The 15,981-nt window shown below is 66.6% G+C and carries 13 protein-coding genes and 2 pseudogenes; all 15 read right to left on the bottom strand.

Annotation, left to right across the window (positions count from 1 at the left end):
- Positions 1 to 19: 19 nt before the first annotated feature.
- Entirely contained in the window at positions 20 to 448 is a 429-nt protein-coding gene (locus PMI04_RS15440; protein WP_007708649.1) for a hypothetical protein, read from the bottom strand.
- Positions 445 to 1,347 carry an alpha/beta hydrolase gene (locus PMI04_RS15435; protein ID WP_007708648.1) on the bottom strand — a complete coding sequence of 301 codons (903 nt, stop codon included), beginning with the start codon at positions 1,345 to 1,347 and terminating at the stop codon, positions 445 to 447. Before PMI04_RS15435 ends, PMI04_RS15440 begins: the two co-directional genes overlap by 4 nt.
- A gap of 14 nt (positions 1,348 to 1,361) precedes the next feature.
- Positions 1,362 to 2,666 carry a family 1 glycosylhydrolase gene (locus tag PMI04_RS15430; RefSeq protein ID WP_007708647.1) on the bottom strand — a complete coding sequence of 435 codons (1,305 nt, stop codon included), beginning with the start codon at positions 2,664 to 2,666 and terminating at the stop codon, positions 1,362 to 1,364.
- A 24-nt stretch (positions 2,667 to 2,690) separates the two neighbouring features.
- On the bottom strand, positions 2,691 to 3,539 hold the full coding sequence (locus PMI04_RS15425) for an alpha/beta hydrolase (RefSeq protein ID WP_283184793.1): 849 nt from the start codon (positions 3,537 to 3,539) through the stop codon (positions 2,691 to 2,693).
- Between the two features lie 70 nt (positions 3,540 to 3,609).
- A complete protein-coding gene (locus tag PMI04_RS15420; RefSeq protein ID WP_283184792.1) occupies positions 3,610 to 5,160 on the bottom strand; it encodes a TonB-dependent receptor in 1,551 nt (516 codons plus the stop codon).
- A 311-nt stretch (positions 5,161 to 5,471) separates the two neighbouring features.
- Positions 5,472 to 5,888 (bottom strand): annotated as a pseudogene (locus PMI04_RS15415) (TonB-dependent receptor plug domain-containing protein); the annotation flags it as partial.
- Positions 5,889 to 5,932: 44 nt separating this feature from the next.
- Positions 5,933 to 6,763, bottom strand: a complete 831-nt coding sequence (locus tag PMI04_RS15410) for a fumarylacetoacetate hydrolase family protein (protein WP_007708641.1) — start codon at positions 6,761 to 6,763, stop codon at positions 5,933 to 5,935.
- A pseudogene (locus PMI04_RS15405) lies at positions 6,763 to 7,670 on the bottom strand (VOC family protein). Before PMI04_RS15405 ends, PMI04_RS15410 begins: the two are co-directional and overlap by 1 nt.
- Complete coding sequence (locus PMI04_RS15400) at positions 7,667 to 8,095, bottom strand: heme-binding protein (RefSeq protein ID WP_007708630.1); 429 nt, start codon at positions 8,093 to 8,095, stop codon at positions 7,667 to 7,669. Before PMI04_RS15400 ends, PMI04_RS15405 begins: the two are co-directional and overlap by 4 nt.
- On the bottom strand, positions 8,092 to 9,600 hold the full coding sequence (locus PMI04_RS15395; RefSeq protein WP_007708627.1) for a bifunctional 3-(3-hydroxy-phenyl)propionate/3-hydroxycinnamic acid hydroxylase: 1,509 nt from the start codon (positions 9,598 to 9,600) through the stop codon (positions 8,092 to 8,094). The genes PMI04_RS15400 and PMI04_RS15395 overlap by 4 nt, the downstream gene beginning before the upstream one ends.
- Before the next feature lie 16 nt (positions 9,601 to 9,616).
- Positions 9,617 to 10,852 (bottom strand): amidohydrolase family protein, encoded by a 1,236-nt coding sequence (locus tag PMI04_RS15390; protein WP_007708626.1) that lies wholly within the window; start codon positions 10,850 to 10,852, stop codon positions 9,617 to 9,619.
- An 80-nt stretch (positions 10,853 to 10,932) separates the two neighbouring features.
- The gene (locus PMI04_RS15385; RefSeq protein ID WP_007708624.1) at positions 10,933 to 11,829 is read right to left on the bottom strand and encodes a LysR family transcriptional regulator; all 897 of its coding nucleotides are present in this window, start codon (positions 11,827 to 11,829) and stop codon (positions 10,933 to 10,935) included.
- A gap of 73 nt (positions 11,830 to 11,902) precedes the next feature.
- Positions 11,903 to 12,730: a universal stress protein gene (locus PMI04_RS15380; protein WP_007708622.1), complete on the bottom strand. Its 828-nt coding sequence runs from the start codon at positions 12,728 to 12,730 to the stop codon at positions 11,903 to 11,905.
- 77 nt (positions 12,731 to 12,807) lie between these two features.
- Positions 12,808 to 14,418, bottom strand: a complete 1,611-nt coding sequence (locus tag PMI04_RS15375; RefSeq protein ID WP_007708620.1) for an ATP-binding cassette domain-containing protein — start codon at positions 14,416 to 14,418, stop codon at positions 12,808 to 12,810.
- Positions 14,415 to 15,944 carry an ATP-binding cassette domain-containing protein gene (locus tag PMI04_RS15370; RefSeq protein ID WP_007708619.1) on the bottom strand — a complete coding sequence of 510 codons (1,530 nt, stop codon included), beginning with the start codon at positions 15,942 to 15,944 and terminating at the stop codon, positions 14,415 to 14,417. The genes PMI04_RS15375 and PMI04_RS15370 overlap by 4 nt, the downstream gene beginning before the upstream one ends.
- Positions 15,945 to 15,981 lie beyond the last annotated feature (37 nt).

The raw sequence follows: 15,981 nt of genomic DNA, 5'->3' as shown, positions 1-15,981 counted from the left end.
CGGGGGGCGATCCTCTATTTCAGATGATTGGGGCGGACGAGAACATCCGCCGCAGCGCCAGGCTGGCGACCAGCGCACCGAGCGCGCCGCCATAGGCGATCTTGATGGCCAGTGCGGCGCCCCAGCCGATCGGTGGCAGGCCGCCGGTCGCGAGTGACAGCAGCCCGCCCAGCGCGGCACCGGCCAGCGCAAAGCCGGCGGCCCGCAGCAGGATTGAGCATAAGGCGCCACCCACCCGTTTGCGCGCGATCAGCGCCGGGACGAGGGCGCTCATCAGCGCAACGGCAATGCTCTGCGGCACGAAATCGAGCGCCAGCCGATCGGGCGCGGTCCAGGCCAACAGGCGCGGCTGGGTGCCGAACAAGGCGAGGAAGAAAGCCAGGCTCAGCGCGCCATTGATGCCGACGCTGATCGCCGCCTCCCGCCGGATCGATACGGCGCTGGTCATTGTCCCGCCTTCGTGAGCAGACCGCGCATGTCCATCCAGCTCAGAAATTGCGGCAACAGGCCCATGGTCGTCGTGCCCGGCTTGCCCATGCCGAAGCCATGGTCGCCGCGCTCATAGGCGTGGAGTTCGACCGGCACATGCGCCCGGCGCCAGCTTTCGACCAGCGCATAGGAGGGATTGGGGAAAAGGCTGTCGTCATTGGCGATCGCCGCGAACATCGGCGGCGCGTCAGCGGGGACATTGCGCGCCAGCATCGGGCCATAGACATAGCCGATGAAGGCGGGGCGATCGGCGCCCTTGCCCTCCAGCGCGGCATTCATCGTCGTCATGGCGCCGGCGGAAAAGCCGATCATGCCGACCCGCCCGGGATCGACGCCCCATTTGCCCGCATCGGTGCGGACCAGTTTCAGCGCAGCGAGGGCATCCAGCGTGGCGCGCGGCTCGCTGATCGTTGGCGGGACGTTGGGATCGCGCAGCGAGTCCGCCATGCGCTTGCCCATATAGGCCGATGCCTCGGCCATGTCGGCCGGGGTCTGGTTCAGCCGATATTTGAGGACGAAGGCGGCGACGCCATGATCGGCCAGCCAGCGCGCGACATTCCAGCCCTCATGATCCATCGCCAGCAGCATGAAGGCGCCACCGGGGGCGACGATCACCGCCGCGCCGGTCGCCCTGGCCGGATCGGGCAGGACCGGGGTGATGGTCGGCACGGTGACGTTGCGCACGGCGAGGTCGCCGCCGAAGCGCACCCAATTCTCGGTCGTGCCCTTGGGCGCCTTGAGATCGGGATAGAGCGGGATGGCATTGGGTTCGGCCGGAGCCTGCGCCGGCACGGGCGTCGGCATCTGCGCGATGGCGGGCGAGGCCAGCAACAGCGGCAACAGGACAAGGCACTTCATGGCAGGCCTCCCCTTCAGAGCGCGTTGCGGCGGGCGATCGCGCCATAGACGGCGGCGCTGGGTTTGGCCGTGCGGGCGAAGGTCACCGGATCGACGCTGTGCAGGCCGAATTTGGGCTTGTAGCCGAAGATCCACTCGAAATTGTCGAGCAGCGACCAATGGCAATAGCCCAGCACCGGCACGCCATCGTCGATCGCGGCCTTGAGGCCTGCCAGCGCTTCGGGAATGAACTGCGCGCGGACCGCATCATCGTCGCTGCCCACGCCATGTTCGGACACCAGGATCGGCACGCCGGTCGCTTCATGGGCAAAGCGCACCGCGCCGCCGAGCGAGGGCGCCCAGACTTCGGTGCCGGACCAGTTGACGGCACCGCCCTTGGGTGCGGGCAGGCGGCCCTTGTCGCCCCACAGCGCCCGCTCATAATTCTGGACGCCGATGAAATCGTCGCCCTTCGCGATCTCCAGCCAGTTGCCATAAAGCTGCTTGCGCATGCTATCGCGCACCGAATGGGCGCCGACCGCCTGATCGTCCATCAGCGCCAGCGAGAAACCGACCGGCAGGTCGCCGCGCACCGCCTTGATCGCGGCCTTGCCGGCCTTGTGCGCGGCTTCGAGACCGGTCTGGAGCGCGGGCAGATCGTCGAAGCCGGCGACATTGGCGCAGACATATTTCGGCACGCCCAGCCGCTTGGCGGCGGTTTCCAGCGTCAGTTTCTGGATGTCCCACACTTGCGGCGGCAGCATGGGCTTCAAGAGCAGCAGGATATTGGGTTCGTTGAGGGTGATGGCGCTGGCGATGCCCTGGCCCAGCGCGCGCATCGCCTTGTCGCAATAGCGGGCGAAAAGCTGTGCGCTTTCCGGGTTGGTCCAGCCGCCCTGCGCGCTGAACCAGCGCGGCGCGGTGAAATGGCTGAAGGTGACGATCGGGGCCAGGCCGCGCGCATGGCAGCCGTCGATCACCGCCTTGTAATGATCGAGCATCGCCTGGGAGAAGAGGCCCTTTTCCGGCTCGATCCGCGCCCATTCGATGCCGAAGCGATAGGCGTTGAGGCCCATATTCTTGACCAGGTCGAGGTCGGTTGCCCACAGGGCGAAGCTGTTGCAGGCATCGCCCGAAGGCTGGGCGAAGACGGTCGGCTGCTGATTCTCCACGAACCACAGGTCGCTGGCGATATTATTGCCCTCGACCTGATGCGGCGCGGTGGCTGCGCCCCAATAGAAGCTCTTGGGGAAATTGGGGGTGGCGCTCTTGCGCGCGGCGATGGCGGGGGCGGCCATCAGCGCGGCGCCGGTAGCCAGAAGGGTGCGGCGATCCAGCATGTTCCGTCTCTCCTATTATAATTGTCAGGCAGTGGTTTCGCGCACGAAGGCGCAGATTTCGTTGGCGAGCCGCCGGTCGGCGGTGCCCAGATGCAGGGCCATGGAATAATGATTATGGCCCGACTGGATGAAGGCGCGCGGCATGGCGCCATGGCGGGCGAGCCGGTCCTGCAACAGGCTCAGGAACTCGGCCTGGAAGCGGGGCGGGTCGAACTCGGCGCAGGCGATCAGCAGCGGCAGGTCGGTCGAAGCAATGGCTTCCAGCGGCATGCGTTCCGGGTAGAGCGCGGGATCGCCATAATAGAGCGTGTCGCGTTGATCGAGCGGGGTATAGCCATAAAGGCCCGACAGCAGCACGGCGGCGCGAATGGCGCCCGATCCGGCGAGTTTCAGATAGCCCGCGACATGGACGGCGCCGGCCGATGTGCCCATCAGGACGATGCGATCGGGGGCACCGCCATGCTCGGCCGCATGATCCTTGAGCCAGGCGACGACAGCCGCGACATCTTCCGCCCCGGCGGGCCAGCCATGGTCGGGGGCGAGGCGATAATTGATGACGACGCCCAGGGAACCGGCCTGCGCCGCCATCCGGCCGACATTGGCATTGGGCCAGGCGTCGGCACTGCCCTTGTCGCCTTTCAGGAAACCGCCGCCATGGACGAAGAGCAGAATGGGTGCGGGGGCATCGCCCTGCGGTCGGTAGAGGTCGAGCCGGTGGCGGTCGTCCGGGCCATAGGCGATGTCCGCCTGCGTCACCGGCGCCGCCGCCGCCAGCGCCACCTGCTCGGCATCGAACAGCGCCCGGCACTGGCCGAGTATGTCCGGTCCCAGATCGGTGCCCAGTGCGGCGATGGCGTCCCTGATCGGCTTCATATGTCCCCTCTGGCCAGAAGGATTAGGAAAAAAGACGGGACGCCACCAGCGGCGCCCCGCCCCAGGAGGATCAGAATTTCGCGTCCAGGCTGATGCCGATCTGGCGGAAGGACTGCGGGCCATAGATGGCGCCGATATTCTGCTCGCCCTGGTCGGTGGTGTAGGGGAAGTCGCTCTGCATCAGCGAAGGCTCATGCACGTTGAACAGGTTGCGACCGAAGATCGCGACGCTGTAGCGATCGTCCTCGGTCCGCAGGCCGATGCGGCCGCCGACCAGCCAGTGCGACCGGAAGGTCGTTTCGTCGTTTGAATTGGCTTCGTAGCGCACCTTCGACTTCCACACCGTATCCGCCGCCAGGAAGCCCTTCAGGCGGCCCGTCACCGGCGCTTCATATTCGCCCGACAGGGTGAACTTGTACTTGGGCGCATAGGCGAGCTGGGTGCCGCCGATATTGGTGCCATCGGTGCCGATGAAACCGCCCGGATAGGTCGCCTTGGCATAGATGAAGCCGGTGTTGAGCGACAGGCCGTCGAAGACCTTGCCGAAGAAGTTGATTTCCGCGCCGCGCGACTTAACGCCGTCGATATTGGTCTGAACGCAGGAGATGACCGCGGTGCTGTCCACCGTGCACTGCTGCGCCTGGAAATTCTTGATCTTGCTGTAGAAGATATTGAGGTCGGCGACCCAGCTGCCGAACAGCGTGCTCTTGAGGCCCAGTTCATAGGCGGTCGGGATTTCCGGCTGCACGACGAAGGGCTTGGCCGGGGCCGAAGGGATGGCGATCTGCCCGCCCTTGAACCCGCGCGAGGCGGTCGCATAGACCATGCTGTTGTTGGCCAGGTCATATTGCGCGCCCAGGCGCCAGGAGAATTTCTGGACGTCCAGCACGGTCCGGCTGAACGGATCGGCCGGGGTGAAATAATCATAGCGGTCCATCGACAGGCGATCGGTGGTGTAGCGACCGCCGGCGATCAGCCGCAGCGCGGGCGACAGGTGGAAGGTGCCCTGGCCGAAGACGGCCAGCGATTCATCCTGGATGTCGATGTCGGCGCCGGGATTGCGCACGATCGGGATGACGAGGCCGGGGAAGGGCACGACCGACACCGCCAGCGTTTCAGGATCGCGGGTCTGCTTCTGGTTCGAATAGAAGACGCCAGCGGTATATTCGAGGAACTGGTCGGCAGGCGAGCTGACCCGCAATTCCTGGGTGAAGAGGCTGAGGCGCCGGTTCACCGCACCATTGCCGACCTGCAATTCCAGCGGATCGGCCCGGAACACGTTGGTCGCCGCGCCATAGCCGGTCTCGTTCGATTTGCGATAGGCGGTGACGGAGGTGAGGGTGAAGGGATCGGCCTCATAATCGAGCTGCAGCGATCCGCCGTAATTTTCGGTATGGCCGACATAGCTATCGTCGCTGCAATAGTCGCGATTGCCCTCGCCCGGGTCACGCCGCAGCTGGCGAGGCGGGCGGTGATGCCGGTGGTGTCGGTCAGCAGGCCACCCAGCGCCGTGCCCGGGCCGCTGGTCTTGACGAAGGTGAAGAAGTCGCCGCCATTCTCGATCCGGCTCTTGGTATAGTCGCCGATGACATTGACGGTCAGGCGATCGGTGGGCTCCCACAGGAAGCGGCCGCGAATGCCGTAGCGATCGGTATCATTATAATCGCCGGTGCTGGCGTTGCGGTTCGGCCCCTGGCGGAAATTGGCGACGCCCGACAGGCGGATCGCGGCGTTGGACGCCAGCGGGATGTTGACCATGCCCTGTACGATCTGGTTGCCGAATTTCGACCCCAGCGTGCCGGCGTCGGACAGCTCGGTGCGGACGCGGGCGGAAAAGCCGGTGGGATCGGGCGCATTGGTGGTGATGTTGATGACGCCGGCCGATGTGGTGAGGCCGAACAAGGTGCCCTGCGGCCCCTTCAGCACTTCGATCCGGCTGACGTCGAACAGGTCGGAGATATTGGCATTGCCCTGGCTGACCTGGTCGACGACGACGCCGACCGAGGCGACCGCGCCGGCCGAGAAGGTCTGGGTGCCGATGCCACGGATAGCGCCGCCGCCGCCGGTATTCTGACCCGGCGCCTGCTGGATTTCCAGGCTGGGCGCGATGCGGTTGAGGTCGTTCATCGTGTTGACCTGCTGCCGCTCCAACTGCGCGGCATTGGCCACCGTGATGGAGATCGGCACTTCGGTCACCTTCTCCGCCTTGCGCTGGGCGGTGACGATGATGTCGGAATTGACGTCGGCGGGCGCGGCGGCCTGGTCGGGCGTGGCGGCGTCCTGTGCGAAGGCCGGCGCGGCGATCGCGATGGCGCTCGCGCTGGCGAGGGCCGCAATGGTGATGTGCATGTTACGCATGGTCTGTCCTCCCCCGGTGTGCGGGTTGATGATTGTTATTGTTCGTCGATGATGCGGTTGCTGAGCGTACCGATGGTGCCGATGATCACTTCGACCTTGTCACCTGCCTTCATGTAGAGCGGCGGCGTGCGCTTATCGCCGACACCGCCGGGCGTGCCGGTGGCGATGACGTCGCCGGGGCTGAGCGGGGTGAAGGCGGTGACATATTCGATGACGGTCGGGATATCCCAGATCATGTCGCTGACCGGCTGGTCCTGCAGCAACTCGCCATTGAGGCGGGTCTGGACGCGCAGCGCGGCGAGATCGTCAATCTCTTCGGGCGTCACCAGCGCCGGGCCGAAGCCGCCGGTGCCGGGAAAGGTCTTGCCCGGTGTGAACTGGATATTGTGGCGCTGCCAGTCGCGGGCCGACCCGTCGTTAAAGGCGCTGTAGCCTGCAACATAATCCCAGGCGTCAGCGGCCGCGACCTTGTGCGCGGGCTTGCCGATGACGACCGCCAGTTCGCCTTCATAGTCGAACCGCTCGGTCACGGCGGGCTTCACCATTGGCTGGCCGTCGGCGACCAGGCTGTCGGCATAGCGCACGAAGATGGCGGGATGCGCCTTCTGCTCGCGGCCGGTTTCCTTGACATGCTCGGCATAGTTGAGGCCGACGCACAGGATCTTGGCGGGATCGGGGATCACCGGCAGCAGCACGACATCGGCGGCGGCATGGGATGCGCCATCGGCCAGGGTGGCGAGGCTGCCGTCGGTCAGCGCGGCCTTCAGGCTGGGCACCGCATCGGTTGCCAGCTCGACGATCGTCTCGCCTGCGATCCGGCCGAAGCTGGGGGTGCCGTCGGGACGGCGGAAACTGACATAGCGCATCAGGCTTGTTCCTCGTTGATCAGGTCCAGCGGCCGGGCGTCCCAGTCGCGGCGGTGGCGGAATTTCTCTTCGGCGGCGCGCAGGCCCGCGAAATCCTTGTCGGACATGCCCCACTGGTCGATCCGGCCCTCGGGCCAGGTCCAGTCCTCCGGCGCGCCGGCCTGATAATCCTCGGCCACCTTTTCCACGGCGGTCGAAAATTCGATGACGGGGCCAAAGGGGGCGATGAAATAGGCAAAGACATTGGCACCCGGACCATGGCGGCCCGGCCCCAGGCGGGCACCATGCCATGGTCGCGCAACCGGCCGATGCCGCGCATCACCGCATCCATGTCCGCCATCTCGAAGGCGATATGGTTGAGGCTGGCAAAGCCGGCGCGGGCGAAGGCGGTCGAATGGTGCGAGTCATTGCAGCGCACGAACACCATGCCCTTGGTCCGGTCCGACACGCGGAAGGACAGCGCCTGCTCGACCAGATGGCCGGTCGCTTCCGCATCGGCGCTGTTGAAGACGACATGGGTCAGCTTTACCGGCAGGTCGGCGCCCGCGATCGGCGCAACTTCCTCGGCATCGACCAGGAAGCGCAGCAATTCACCCTCGGCCAATTCGACGATGATGCCATGGCCGCCGCCGGGATCGGTCGATACCGTGGGGGTCGCGGGCAGGCCGGCGGCGGTGACGCTGCGCTTCAGTTGCTCCAGCCGCTCGGCGGTGCAGACGAAGGTGGTGGAACGCACATAGGCGTCGGCCGATTCCGTCAGCGCCACCAGATAGGGATAGCTGCCCGACCCGCGCAGATAATGGGTTTCGCCTTCTTGCGCCGCCGGCGCCATGCCCCAGACGTCGGTCAGGAAGGCGGCGGCCTCACCCGCATGGGGCAGCGCCAGTTCGATGCTGCGCAGCTTCATTTTCTGTCTCCGTGGAAAAGTCCGGCAGCGTCAATGCCGGCGATGGCGCAGGCCTCGTCGCACTCGCCGGTGTCGCCGCTGATGCCGACCGCGCCGACCAGCGCACCGTCTGCATCGCGGATCAGCACCCCGCCCGGCGAAAAGGCCATCTGGCCGGTGGCCGCCGCGATGCTCTGGAAAAAGACAGGGTTGGACGCGGCACGGGTGGCCAGCACCCGCGTATCCGCGCCCATTCCCAGCGCTCCGGTGGCTTTAGCCTTCGCGATGTCGAACCGGAACAGGCTGGCGCCATCCTCGCGCACAAAGGCGACCGGATGGGCACCGGCATCCAATATGATGACCGCCAGCGGCTGGGCGCCATCGGCGCGTGCCTTGGCAAGCGCGGCGTCGATGATGGCACGGGCCTGCGCGAGCGAGAGAGTCATGCCGCGATCTCCTGCTGGGCGTTGCCGGCGATCAGCGCGTCGCGCCGGGCGATGAGATCAGCGGGTTTGCCGGTACCAAAGACATAATGGTCGGGGCGGACCAGCACGGCGTCGGCGCCGCGCGCATCGAGCCAGTCGGAGACATGGCCATCATCGCCCAGCTCCGCGACATCGACGACGGTCACGTCGCCGCCGACAACCGGCTGGCGGGTGAACAGGCGCCAGCCGCCGCCGGTCACATCGTCCAGCAGCCGGTCGCCGACGCGCGGCTGGATGAAACGTTCGCCCGCACCCGCCGTGCCGCTGGCGACGATACCTGTGGCGATGGCGGGGATCAGGTCGGCGGCGGTGCCGCTCTGGGCGCCCTTGGCGGCTTCGCGCAGCTGATGATCGCGTGCGGCGGCGGCGTCGGGATCGAGCACGCAGATATAGCGGCCCGCGCCCACGGCGGCGGAGATGACGGCACGGACATGGGGATCGCGTTCGGGCTGATAGCTGTCGAGCAGGCTCTCGGGCGCCTTGCCCGCCAGCACCAGTTCCAGCTTCCAGGCCAGGTTCGCGGCATCGCGCAGGCCATGGCACATGCCCTGGCCGAAAAAGGGCGGCGTCTGGTGCGCGGCATCGCCGGCCAGGAAGACGCCGCCCAACCGCCACCGCTCGGCGATCAGTCCATGAAAGCGATAGGTCGCAGCGCGCACGACCTTGTGCGGAACCCCGGAGAGGTAAGGCTCGACAAGGGCGGCCACGGCATCGGGCTGCATCATCGCCTGGTCATCTTCGCCGGGCAGCAGCATGAACTCCCAGCGGCGATGATTGCCGCGCCCCGGGACGATGGTGGCCGGGCGCTTGGGATCGCACATCATCACCGACAATTTCTGCAGGTCGGCAGCATCCGGCACGCCCCACAGGTCGGGGAAGCGGACGGGGCCGTCGACCTCGGCATCGACCACCAGCCAGGGTTCCTCGAAATCCAGATCGTCCAGGCCGATGTCGAGCGCCTTGCGCACCGCGCTGCGGGCGCCGTCACAGGCGATGACATAGCGGGCGCGGACCTGTTCCTCGCCGGCGTCCGATCGCAGCGTCAGCGTGACGCCGTCATCGTCCTGCGACAGCGCCTCGAACGCGGTGCCCAGCGACAGCTCGACATTGGGATAGACGTCCAGCGCGTCGCGCAGATGGTCTTCCAGTTCGGGCTGGTAGAAGAAATAGTCGTTGGACCAGCTGAAGGGGCGGGGGCGGCCGACCGTGCCCATATAGCGGATCACGCCATGATCGGCGCCGACATGCAGATGGCCCTCGGTATCGCGCATGTCCGGCGCGACCCGGTCTATGACGCCGGCCGACTGGAACAGGCGCATCATCTCATGGTCCAGATGGACCGCGCGGGGCAGGGGGTAGGGGTTGGCCTCGCGCTCGATCACCAGGACCGAGACACCCGCTTTCCCAAGTAAATTGGCCGCAAAGGCCCCCACCGGCCCGCAGCCGATGATCGCAACGTCGAACATGAAAGCGTCTTTCCGGTCAGACCGTCAGGGGCTCGGGCACGGGGGATTTGTGCATCCGCCCGCCCAGCATGATCATCTTGATATTGGCCGCATCCTGCAGCAGGCGGACGTCCTTGGTCGGATCACCCTCGACCAGCAGCAGGTCGGCGAGATAACCCGGCTTCACCTGGCCGACGGGCTGATCCATCAGCTCGCCGCCCAGCATGGTGGCGGCATGCAGCGCCTCGGCCGGGGTGAAGCCATAATAAGTGACGAAATGCTCCAGGTCGCGGGCGTTGCGGCCATGGGGGTTGAAGGGGAAGCCATAGTCGCCGCCGGGCAGGACGCGCACGCCGCGCGCCTTCAATTTCGGCACCAGCGTCTTTTCCAGTTCCAGCCGCTCGGCCGCGCTCGCCTTCATCGACGCCATGTTGATATGGGGCGGCGGATTGGCCTCCAGCGCGGCGACCGATACGCCGGGGCCGGGCGCGTAGAAGATGGCGTCCTTCTTGGCCGCCATGGCATCGACCGTCGCGTCATCGGCGAAAGAGCAATGATAGAGGATGCGGGCGCCGGCTTCGAGCGCCAGATTGATGGCGCGTGGGCTATAGGCATGGGTGGCGATCCACAGGCCGGCTTCCTTCGCCGCCTCGCCGGCCGCGATCATTTCCGCGTCGGTGTAGAGGATGTCCTGCGACGATCCGGGTTTGAGCGCATCCTCGCCCGAAATCACCAGCTTCAGAGACTTGACGCCCTCCGCCGCGCAATAGGCGACGAAGGCGCGCATCGCTTCAGGTCCCCGCCCGTTGAACACATCGCCGGTCTCCACCCCTTCCTCGCCCTCCGGGCTGCGCTCCAGCGTGGAGGGCACCAGCCGCGGACCGGGGGTTTCGCCTGCCGCGATTGCACGGGCCAGTTCCGGTTCGATCTGGTCGCCCAGCGCGCCGGCCGAATAGAGGCTGGTATAGCCATGGTCGAGCAACACGCGGGCGTTGCGCCAGGCGGCGACCTTCAGCTCCTCGGGCGGCAGGATGAACTGGTGATAGATTTTTTCGACCGAGCTGCCCCAGGTCAGATGGGTATGAGCATCGACCATGCCGGGCATCAGCGTCGCGCCCCGGCCGTCGATCACCATGTCGGCCTGTGCCGCGTCGATCGCGGCTTCGTCGCGCAGAATGTCGGCGATGCGATCGCCCTCGATCATGACTGCGCCGGGGAAGGGCGCGCAGCCCGTCCCGTCGAAAATCGCAATATTGCGGATCAGCTGCCGCACGAGGGCTCTCCCGAAGTCTCTTGTTGAATGCCCTTATGCGCCAAATTTATATGCAAGAATAATAATGATTTTTGGCAACATCATAGCTTGGAGCTATGGATCATGATGTCGAGCAGGGCCTCGCCCAGCCGCGACAGGCGCGCATCCTTCAGCTTGCGGATGCCGATGCTGCGCTGGAAGGTCGCTTCGCGGATGGCGATCGCGCGCAGCACGCCGATCGACAATTCGGCCGCCGCCACCTTCATCGGCAAGATGGTCAGCCGGCTGCTGTTCCGCACCATCGCCTTGGTCGTCAGCAGCGAATCGCACCGGATCACATCCTGCGGCACCGGCACGCCCGCCGCCATGAACAGCGCATCGATCTGCCGGCGAAAGGCGCCGCGGGCCTCCGGCAGCACCCAGCGCCTGGCCATCATGTCGCGCAGCGACACCTCGGCCGGCAGATGGTCGTTGCGGCGCCCGACCACCAGCGCGAAGGGATCCTGCGCGAAGGTGATTTCCTCGATCCCCTCGGGCGGCTCCTCCAGCCCCGTGGTGACGAACGCCAGCTCGATCTCGCCCCGGTGCAGCATGTCGGCCAGGTCATGGTCGGGGCGCTCGACGGCATGCAGCGCGAAATGCCCCATCTTGTCCTCCAGCCGCCGCACTGCATCGGGCAGCAGGCTGACGAGGGCGCCCGGCGTGCCACCCACCCGCAGCGGGCCGGTCACGCCCGCGCGGGCCAGCCGGAGCTCTTCCTCCGCGCCGCTGATCAGGCTGTCTACCGCCTCTGCCCGGCGCAGCAGCACCTCGCCCTCCGGCGTCAGGCTGATGCCGCTGCGCGACCGCGCGAACAGCGCCGCGCCGACCGACTGTTCCAGTTGCGCGATCGCATTGGATACCGATGGCTGGGAGATGTTGAGCAGCCGGGCGCCGCCGCTGATCGAATTGGCACGGCATACGGCGAGGAAGGTGCGCAGCGCACGGGGATCGATCACGACGCTTCAGACAATCCGCAGTGGCGCGCGCGAACCAGAAGCGCGGCTTCCCTGTTCATAGCATGGACCATCGTCATTTCCCGGCGGTGCGGACCATCAGTACGTCGCAGGGCGCGGCCTCCAGCAGTTCCGATGCCCGGCTGCCGATCAGCGCATGGATGAACCCACCATTGCCGTGGGACCCCAGCACGAGCAGGTCGATGTTCCGTTCGGCGATGAGCATGGGCAGCATTTCGCCCGCGCGTCCCTCGATCAGTTCGACCTGGAACGGCTGGGCATGGGTGAGTTCGGGGCGGGCAAGGAAGCGTGCACTTTCACGTTCAGCCTCGGACCGGGCGAAAACAAGAGTCTCTGCCGGATCGAGGCGGGACGGGAAGCCGCCGTCATAGATATGAACCAGATCGAACCGGGTATCGGGAAAAATCCGGGTCGCGGCCAATAGCGCCTGCAGCGAACAATCCGAGAAGTCGGTTGCCACCAGGATGCGTTGGTAGGGGCCTTGGGGGCGATCCTTGACGATCAGGACTGGTTCGTTCGCACGCCGCACGAGATAATCGACGGCGGTTCCAAGAATGAAGTCGCCGACCCCATTGTGGCGGGCAGGGCCGACGACGATCAGGTCGCACCGCCGGTCGCCGGCGATGCTGGCTATCACTTCGGGCGCGCGGCCGTCGGCGAGCTGGGCCTCGACCGGGATGGACAGCCCGGCGGTCAGCTTCGCGATGACCGCATTGGCCCGCGTGGCGGCATAGCTCGCCTCCTCGGCATGCCCCTTGTCCAGAACATGGACGAGCAGCAGTGCGCCGTTCAATTGGGTGGCGAGCTGGACCGAGCGATCGAAAGCCCGATCGCTGCGGGCGCTCAGATCGCTGGCGATAAGGATCGTAGGTTGAACGGGCACCGGGCGTCTCCCTTTGGCTTTCGAGATTCGGTCGCGGTTATCCGCTTGTAGATAAAGCCTATCATTGCCGGATGATCCTAGCCACCCCGCGGCAGGGCTGGAATGGCGCCTATCCGTGCGACATCAATCCGGTGCCGCGCAAGCTGGAGCGGGGCCGGACGATGGGAAATGAGGATCAGGCCGGTGCCGGTGCGATCGAGCCAGTGCCGCAGGCGCTCGATCATGCGCGCTTCGGTCGCGGCGTCCAGCCCTTCCGTCGGTTCGTCGAGCAACAGCCAGGGGCGTCCGGCCAGCAGTGCACGCGCGAGCGACAATCGCTTGCGTTCACCCCCCGAAAGATTGCTGCCTGCCTCGCCCAGTTGAAAATCGAGGCCGCCCGGCAGAGTGGCGATCCGGTCTTCAAGGCAACTGACGGCAAGGGCGTCCATCATCATGGCATGGTCGATGCCGGGGCGGGCGAGCCGTAAATTGTCGGCAATGCTGCCCGCCAGCAACGGCGCATCCTGCGGGGAGAGTGCGAACTGCCGCTGGAGCAAGGCGGCTGGAACGGTAGCGAGCGGGCGGCCGTCGACAGCGGCGTCGGCGATGACGGCGCGCAGACCGGCCAGCCCTTCGGCGAGCAATGTCTTGCCGGATCCGGACCTGCCGATGATGGCGACCCGGTCGCCGGGCGCCAACTGCATCGAGCCCAGGCGGAGCGAAGCCGACATGTGCGGCGCGCTTGCCGCCATGGTGGGCGTTGCGAGCGTGGCGATGCCGGTCAGGCGGTGAAGGCTCGCCGTCACGCTTGCCTGGCGGAAGGCCGAACGGGACAGGCCCGCCATCGCCTCGACCGCACCGGCGCATGACAGCAGGGCCAGGGCAATGATCGGGGCAGGGCCGACGGCGCTGAGCAGCACCATCATCGTGGCAAAAGCGACATAGGTGGCAAGGACGGCGGCCTGTATCCCTTCCCCGATGAACAGGCGCGCGCGCGCGCGGTCCAGTCGCGCGATCAACGGCTGCAAATCCTCCATGACCTGCGGGCCAAGCCCATAGGCGACAATCTCCGGCCGGGCCGCCGCATAGTCGACATGGCGCGCCCGCAACAGGCCCAGGGCTTCGGCGGCTTCGCGCGCGGGTTCTTCGGTAATCCGGGGCGCGATCCAGCGCAATAACAGGGGCAACAGGGCCAGCAACGCGACCAGCAACAGCCCGCAGCGCCATCCCGCCGTCGCGGCCAGGGCACCGCCGGCCAACGCCGCCAACAGGCCAGCTATTCGCGAAGGCCGGCGAACGATCAGTTCTTCCAGTGCATCGACATCGCCTGTCAGTCGCGCGGCGGCGTCTCCGCTCGACAGGTCGATCGCCGTCCGGCTGTCCTGCACCGCCAGTTTGGCGAACAGCATTGCGCGCAGGCCACCCATGGCGCCGAGTGCGGCATTATGGGACCAGAGCCGCTCGCCGTATCGCGACGCCGTTCGGGCAATGGCGAGCAGCCGGATCGCGGCACTCGGGATCAGATAGTTGAATGCCTGGACCGCAATCGGCCCGGCTGCGCCCGCCAGCATCGCGGCGGTCAGGAACCAGCCTGCAAGGGCAAGCAGTAGGATGCCGGAAAGCGTCGCGATCGCTGCGCATATCGTGGCGAATATCAGGCGCTTGCGCGTGCCTGGGGCATTGTCCAGCGCGATCTGGATGGGGTTCATAATGCCACCACCTGCCGGGCGGCCGCAGTCAGATGAGGGTCGTGGGTTGCGACCAGGATCGCGTGGCTGGCGGATAGGGCCACAAGCAGGGCGGTGATGGCCGCTGCACTGTCGGCATCCAGATCCGCCGTCGGTTCATCGCACAGCAGCAGCGGGCGGTTCGACAGAATGGCGCGCGCCAGGCCGATCCGCCGGCGTTCTCCGCCTGAAAGACCCGATCCGGCATGGTCGATGATCAGGTCAAGCCCGGCCGAACGGGCATGGAGCATGGGGGTCAGGCCGACCAGGCCAGCGACCCGGGCGATATCGGTGCGGTCCGCGTCTGGACGGGCAAGCGCGATATTGTCGGCCAGGCTGCCAGGCAGGAATAAGGGGGTCTGGGATGCCCAGGCGATCTGGTCGGGATCGATCACGTCGCCGCCCGCGGTTGTGACGCGGCCTTGTACCGGCTGGATTTGCCCGGCAATGGCGGCGAGCATGCTGGTCTTGCCACTGCCGGTCGGGCCGGTCAGCGCGACCAGATCGGCCATTTCCAGATTCAGCGTGACGGGACCGATCCCCGCACCCAGCCCGATGCACAGCGCATCGACGCGAAGGCCATCAAACGCACCGGGCGTGGAAAGCGGCGTCGCATCATCAGCGGGCAGGACGGCTTGCAGCGCGCCCTCGGCGGCTTCGCCCAACTGCTTTTCATGATAGGCGGCGGCCAGGCGGCGCATCGGCAGATAGAATTCGGGCGCCATGGCCAGTGCGAACAGGGCCTGCTTCAGGTTGAGCGTTTCGGGCATGGGAAATGGCAGCAGGCCAAGCAGGGCAAAGCCGCAATAGACCGCGACCAGCGCGACCGAGAGGGCCGCGAAAAACTCCATCACGGCGCCAGACAGAAAGGCGATGCGCAGCACGGCGCTGGTGCGCGTTGCAACCGCCTGCGCGGCACCGTCAACTTGCCGGATGACCCGCGCCTGCGCATCGAAATGGCGGATCAGCGGCAATGCGCGCAGCCGGTCCACGAACAGGCCCGATAATTGGGCGAGCGCCGCCATCTGCTGCTCGGCGGCGCGGCGCGCAGCCGTGCCGGCCAGCATCATGCCAAAGGCGAAGGGGACCAGCGTTGCCAGCAGGATGGTCGCGGCCACCCAACTCGCCCCGGCGACGATCGCCGCAACCAGCAAGGGGCCGATCATGGCCGCGCGTCTTGCGGGCATGAAACGGGCGCCATAGGCTTCGATCGCGGTCATATGGTCGATCGCGAACATCGCATTCTCGCCGGCCAGCAGCGGCCGCGTCAATCGACCACCGAGCAATCGGGGGATCAGTGACGAACGCCGCAACGCGACATCGGCCTGCGCTGTCCGGATCGCCTGCACATGCGCCAGCAGCAAGCCCGCGCCGCGCAGCATGCCGCCCGCCAGGATCAGGGTCGGCGGTAGCCAGCCGATGACCTGGCCATCGGCCAGCCGGCCGATCCCGCCGGCAATCCCGGCGGCGAACAGCGCCGCGCCTAAAATGTCGATTACCCAACCCATTATTGCGGTTTTTCCTAGGTGGACCCTTTGGCGCATT

This window comes from Sphingobium sp. AP49, from assembly GCF_000281715.2.
Taxonomy (GTDB): Bacteria; Pseudomonadota; Alphaproteobacteria; order Sphingomonadales; family Sphingomonadaceae; genus Sphingobium.
This window is presented reverse-complemented; position numbering and strand designations above follow the sequence as displayed.

Excerpts from the sequence above, each read along its gene's own strand:
- PMI04_RS15440 (WP_007708649.1), bottom strand. The coding sequence starts at position 448 with ATGACCAGCGCCGTATCGATCCGGCGGGAGGCGGCGATCAGCGTCGGC.
- PMI04_RS15435 (WP_007708648.1), bottom strand. The coding sequence starts at position 1,347 with ATGAAGTGCCTTGTCCTGTTGCCGCTGTTGCTGGCCTCGCCCGCCATC.
- PMI04_RS15430 (WP_007708647.1), bottom strand. The coding sequence starts at position 2,666 with ATGCTGGATCGCCGCACCCTTCTGGCTACCGGCGCCGCGCTGATGGCC.
- PMI04_RS15425 (WP_283184793.1), bottom strand. The coding sequence starts at position 3,539 with ATGAAGCCGATCAGGGACGCCATCGCCGCACTGGGCACCGATCTGGGA.
- PMI04_RS15410 (WP_007708641.1), bottom strand. The coding sequence starts at position 6,763 with ATGCGCTATGTCAGTTTCCGCCGTCCCGACGGCACCCCCAGCTTCGGC.
- PMI04_RS15400 (WP_007708630.1), bottom strand. The coding sequence starts at position 8,095 with ATGACTCTCTCGCTCGCGCAGGCCCGTGCCATCATCGACGCCGCGCTT.
- PMI04_RS15395 (WP_007708627.1), bottom strand. The coding sequence starts at position 9,600 with ATGTTCGACGTTGCGATCATCGGCTGCGGGCCGGTGGGGGCCTTTGCG.
- PMI04_RS15375 (WP_007708620.1), bottom strand. The coding sequence starts at position 14,418 with ATGAACCCCATCCAGATCGCGCTGGACAATGCCCCAGGCACGCGCAAG.
- PMI04_RS15370 (WP_007708619.1), bottom strand. The coding sequence starts at position 15,944 with ATGGGTTGGGTAATCGACATTTTAGGCGCGGCGCTGTTCGCCGCCGGG.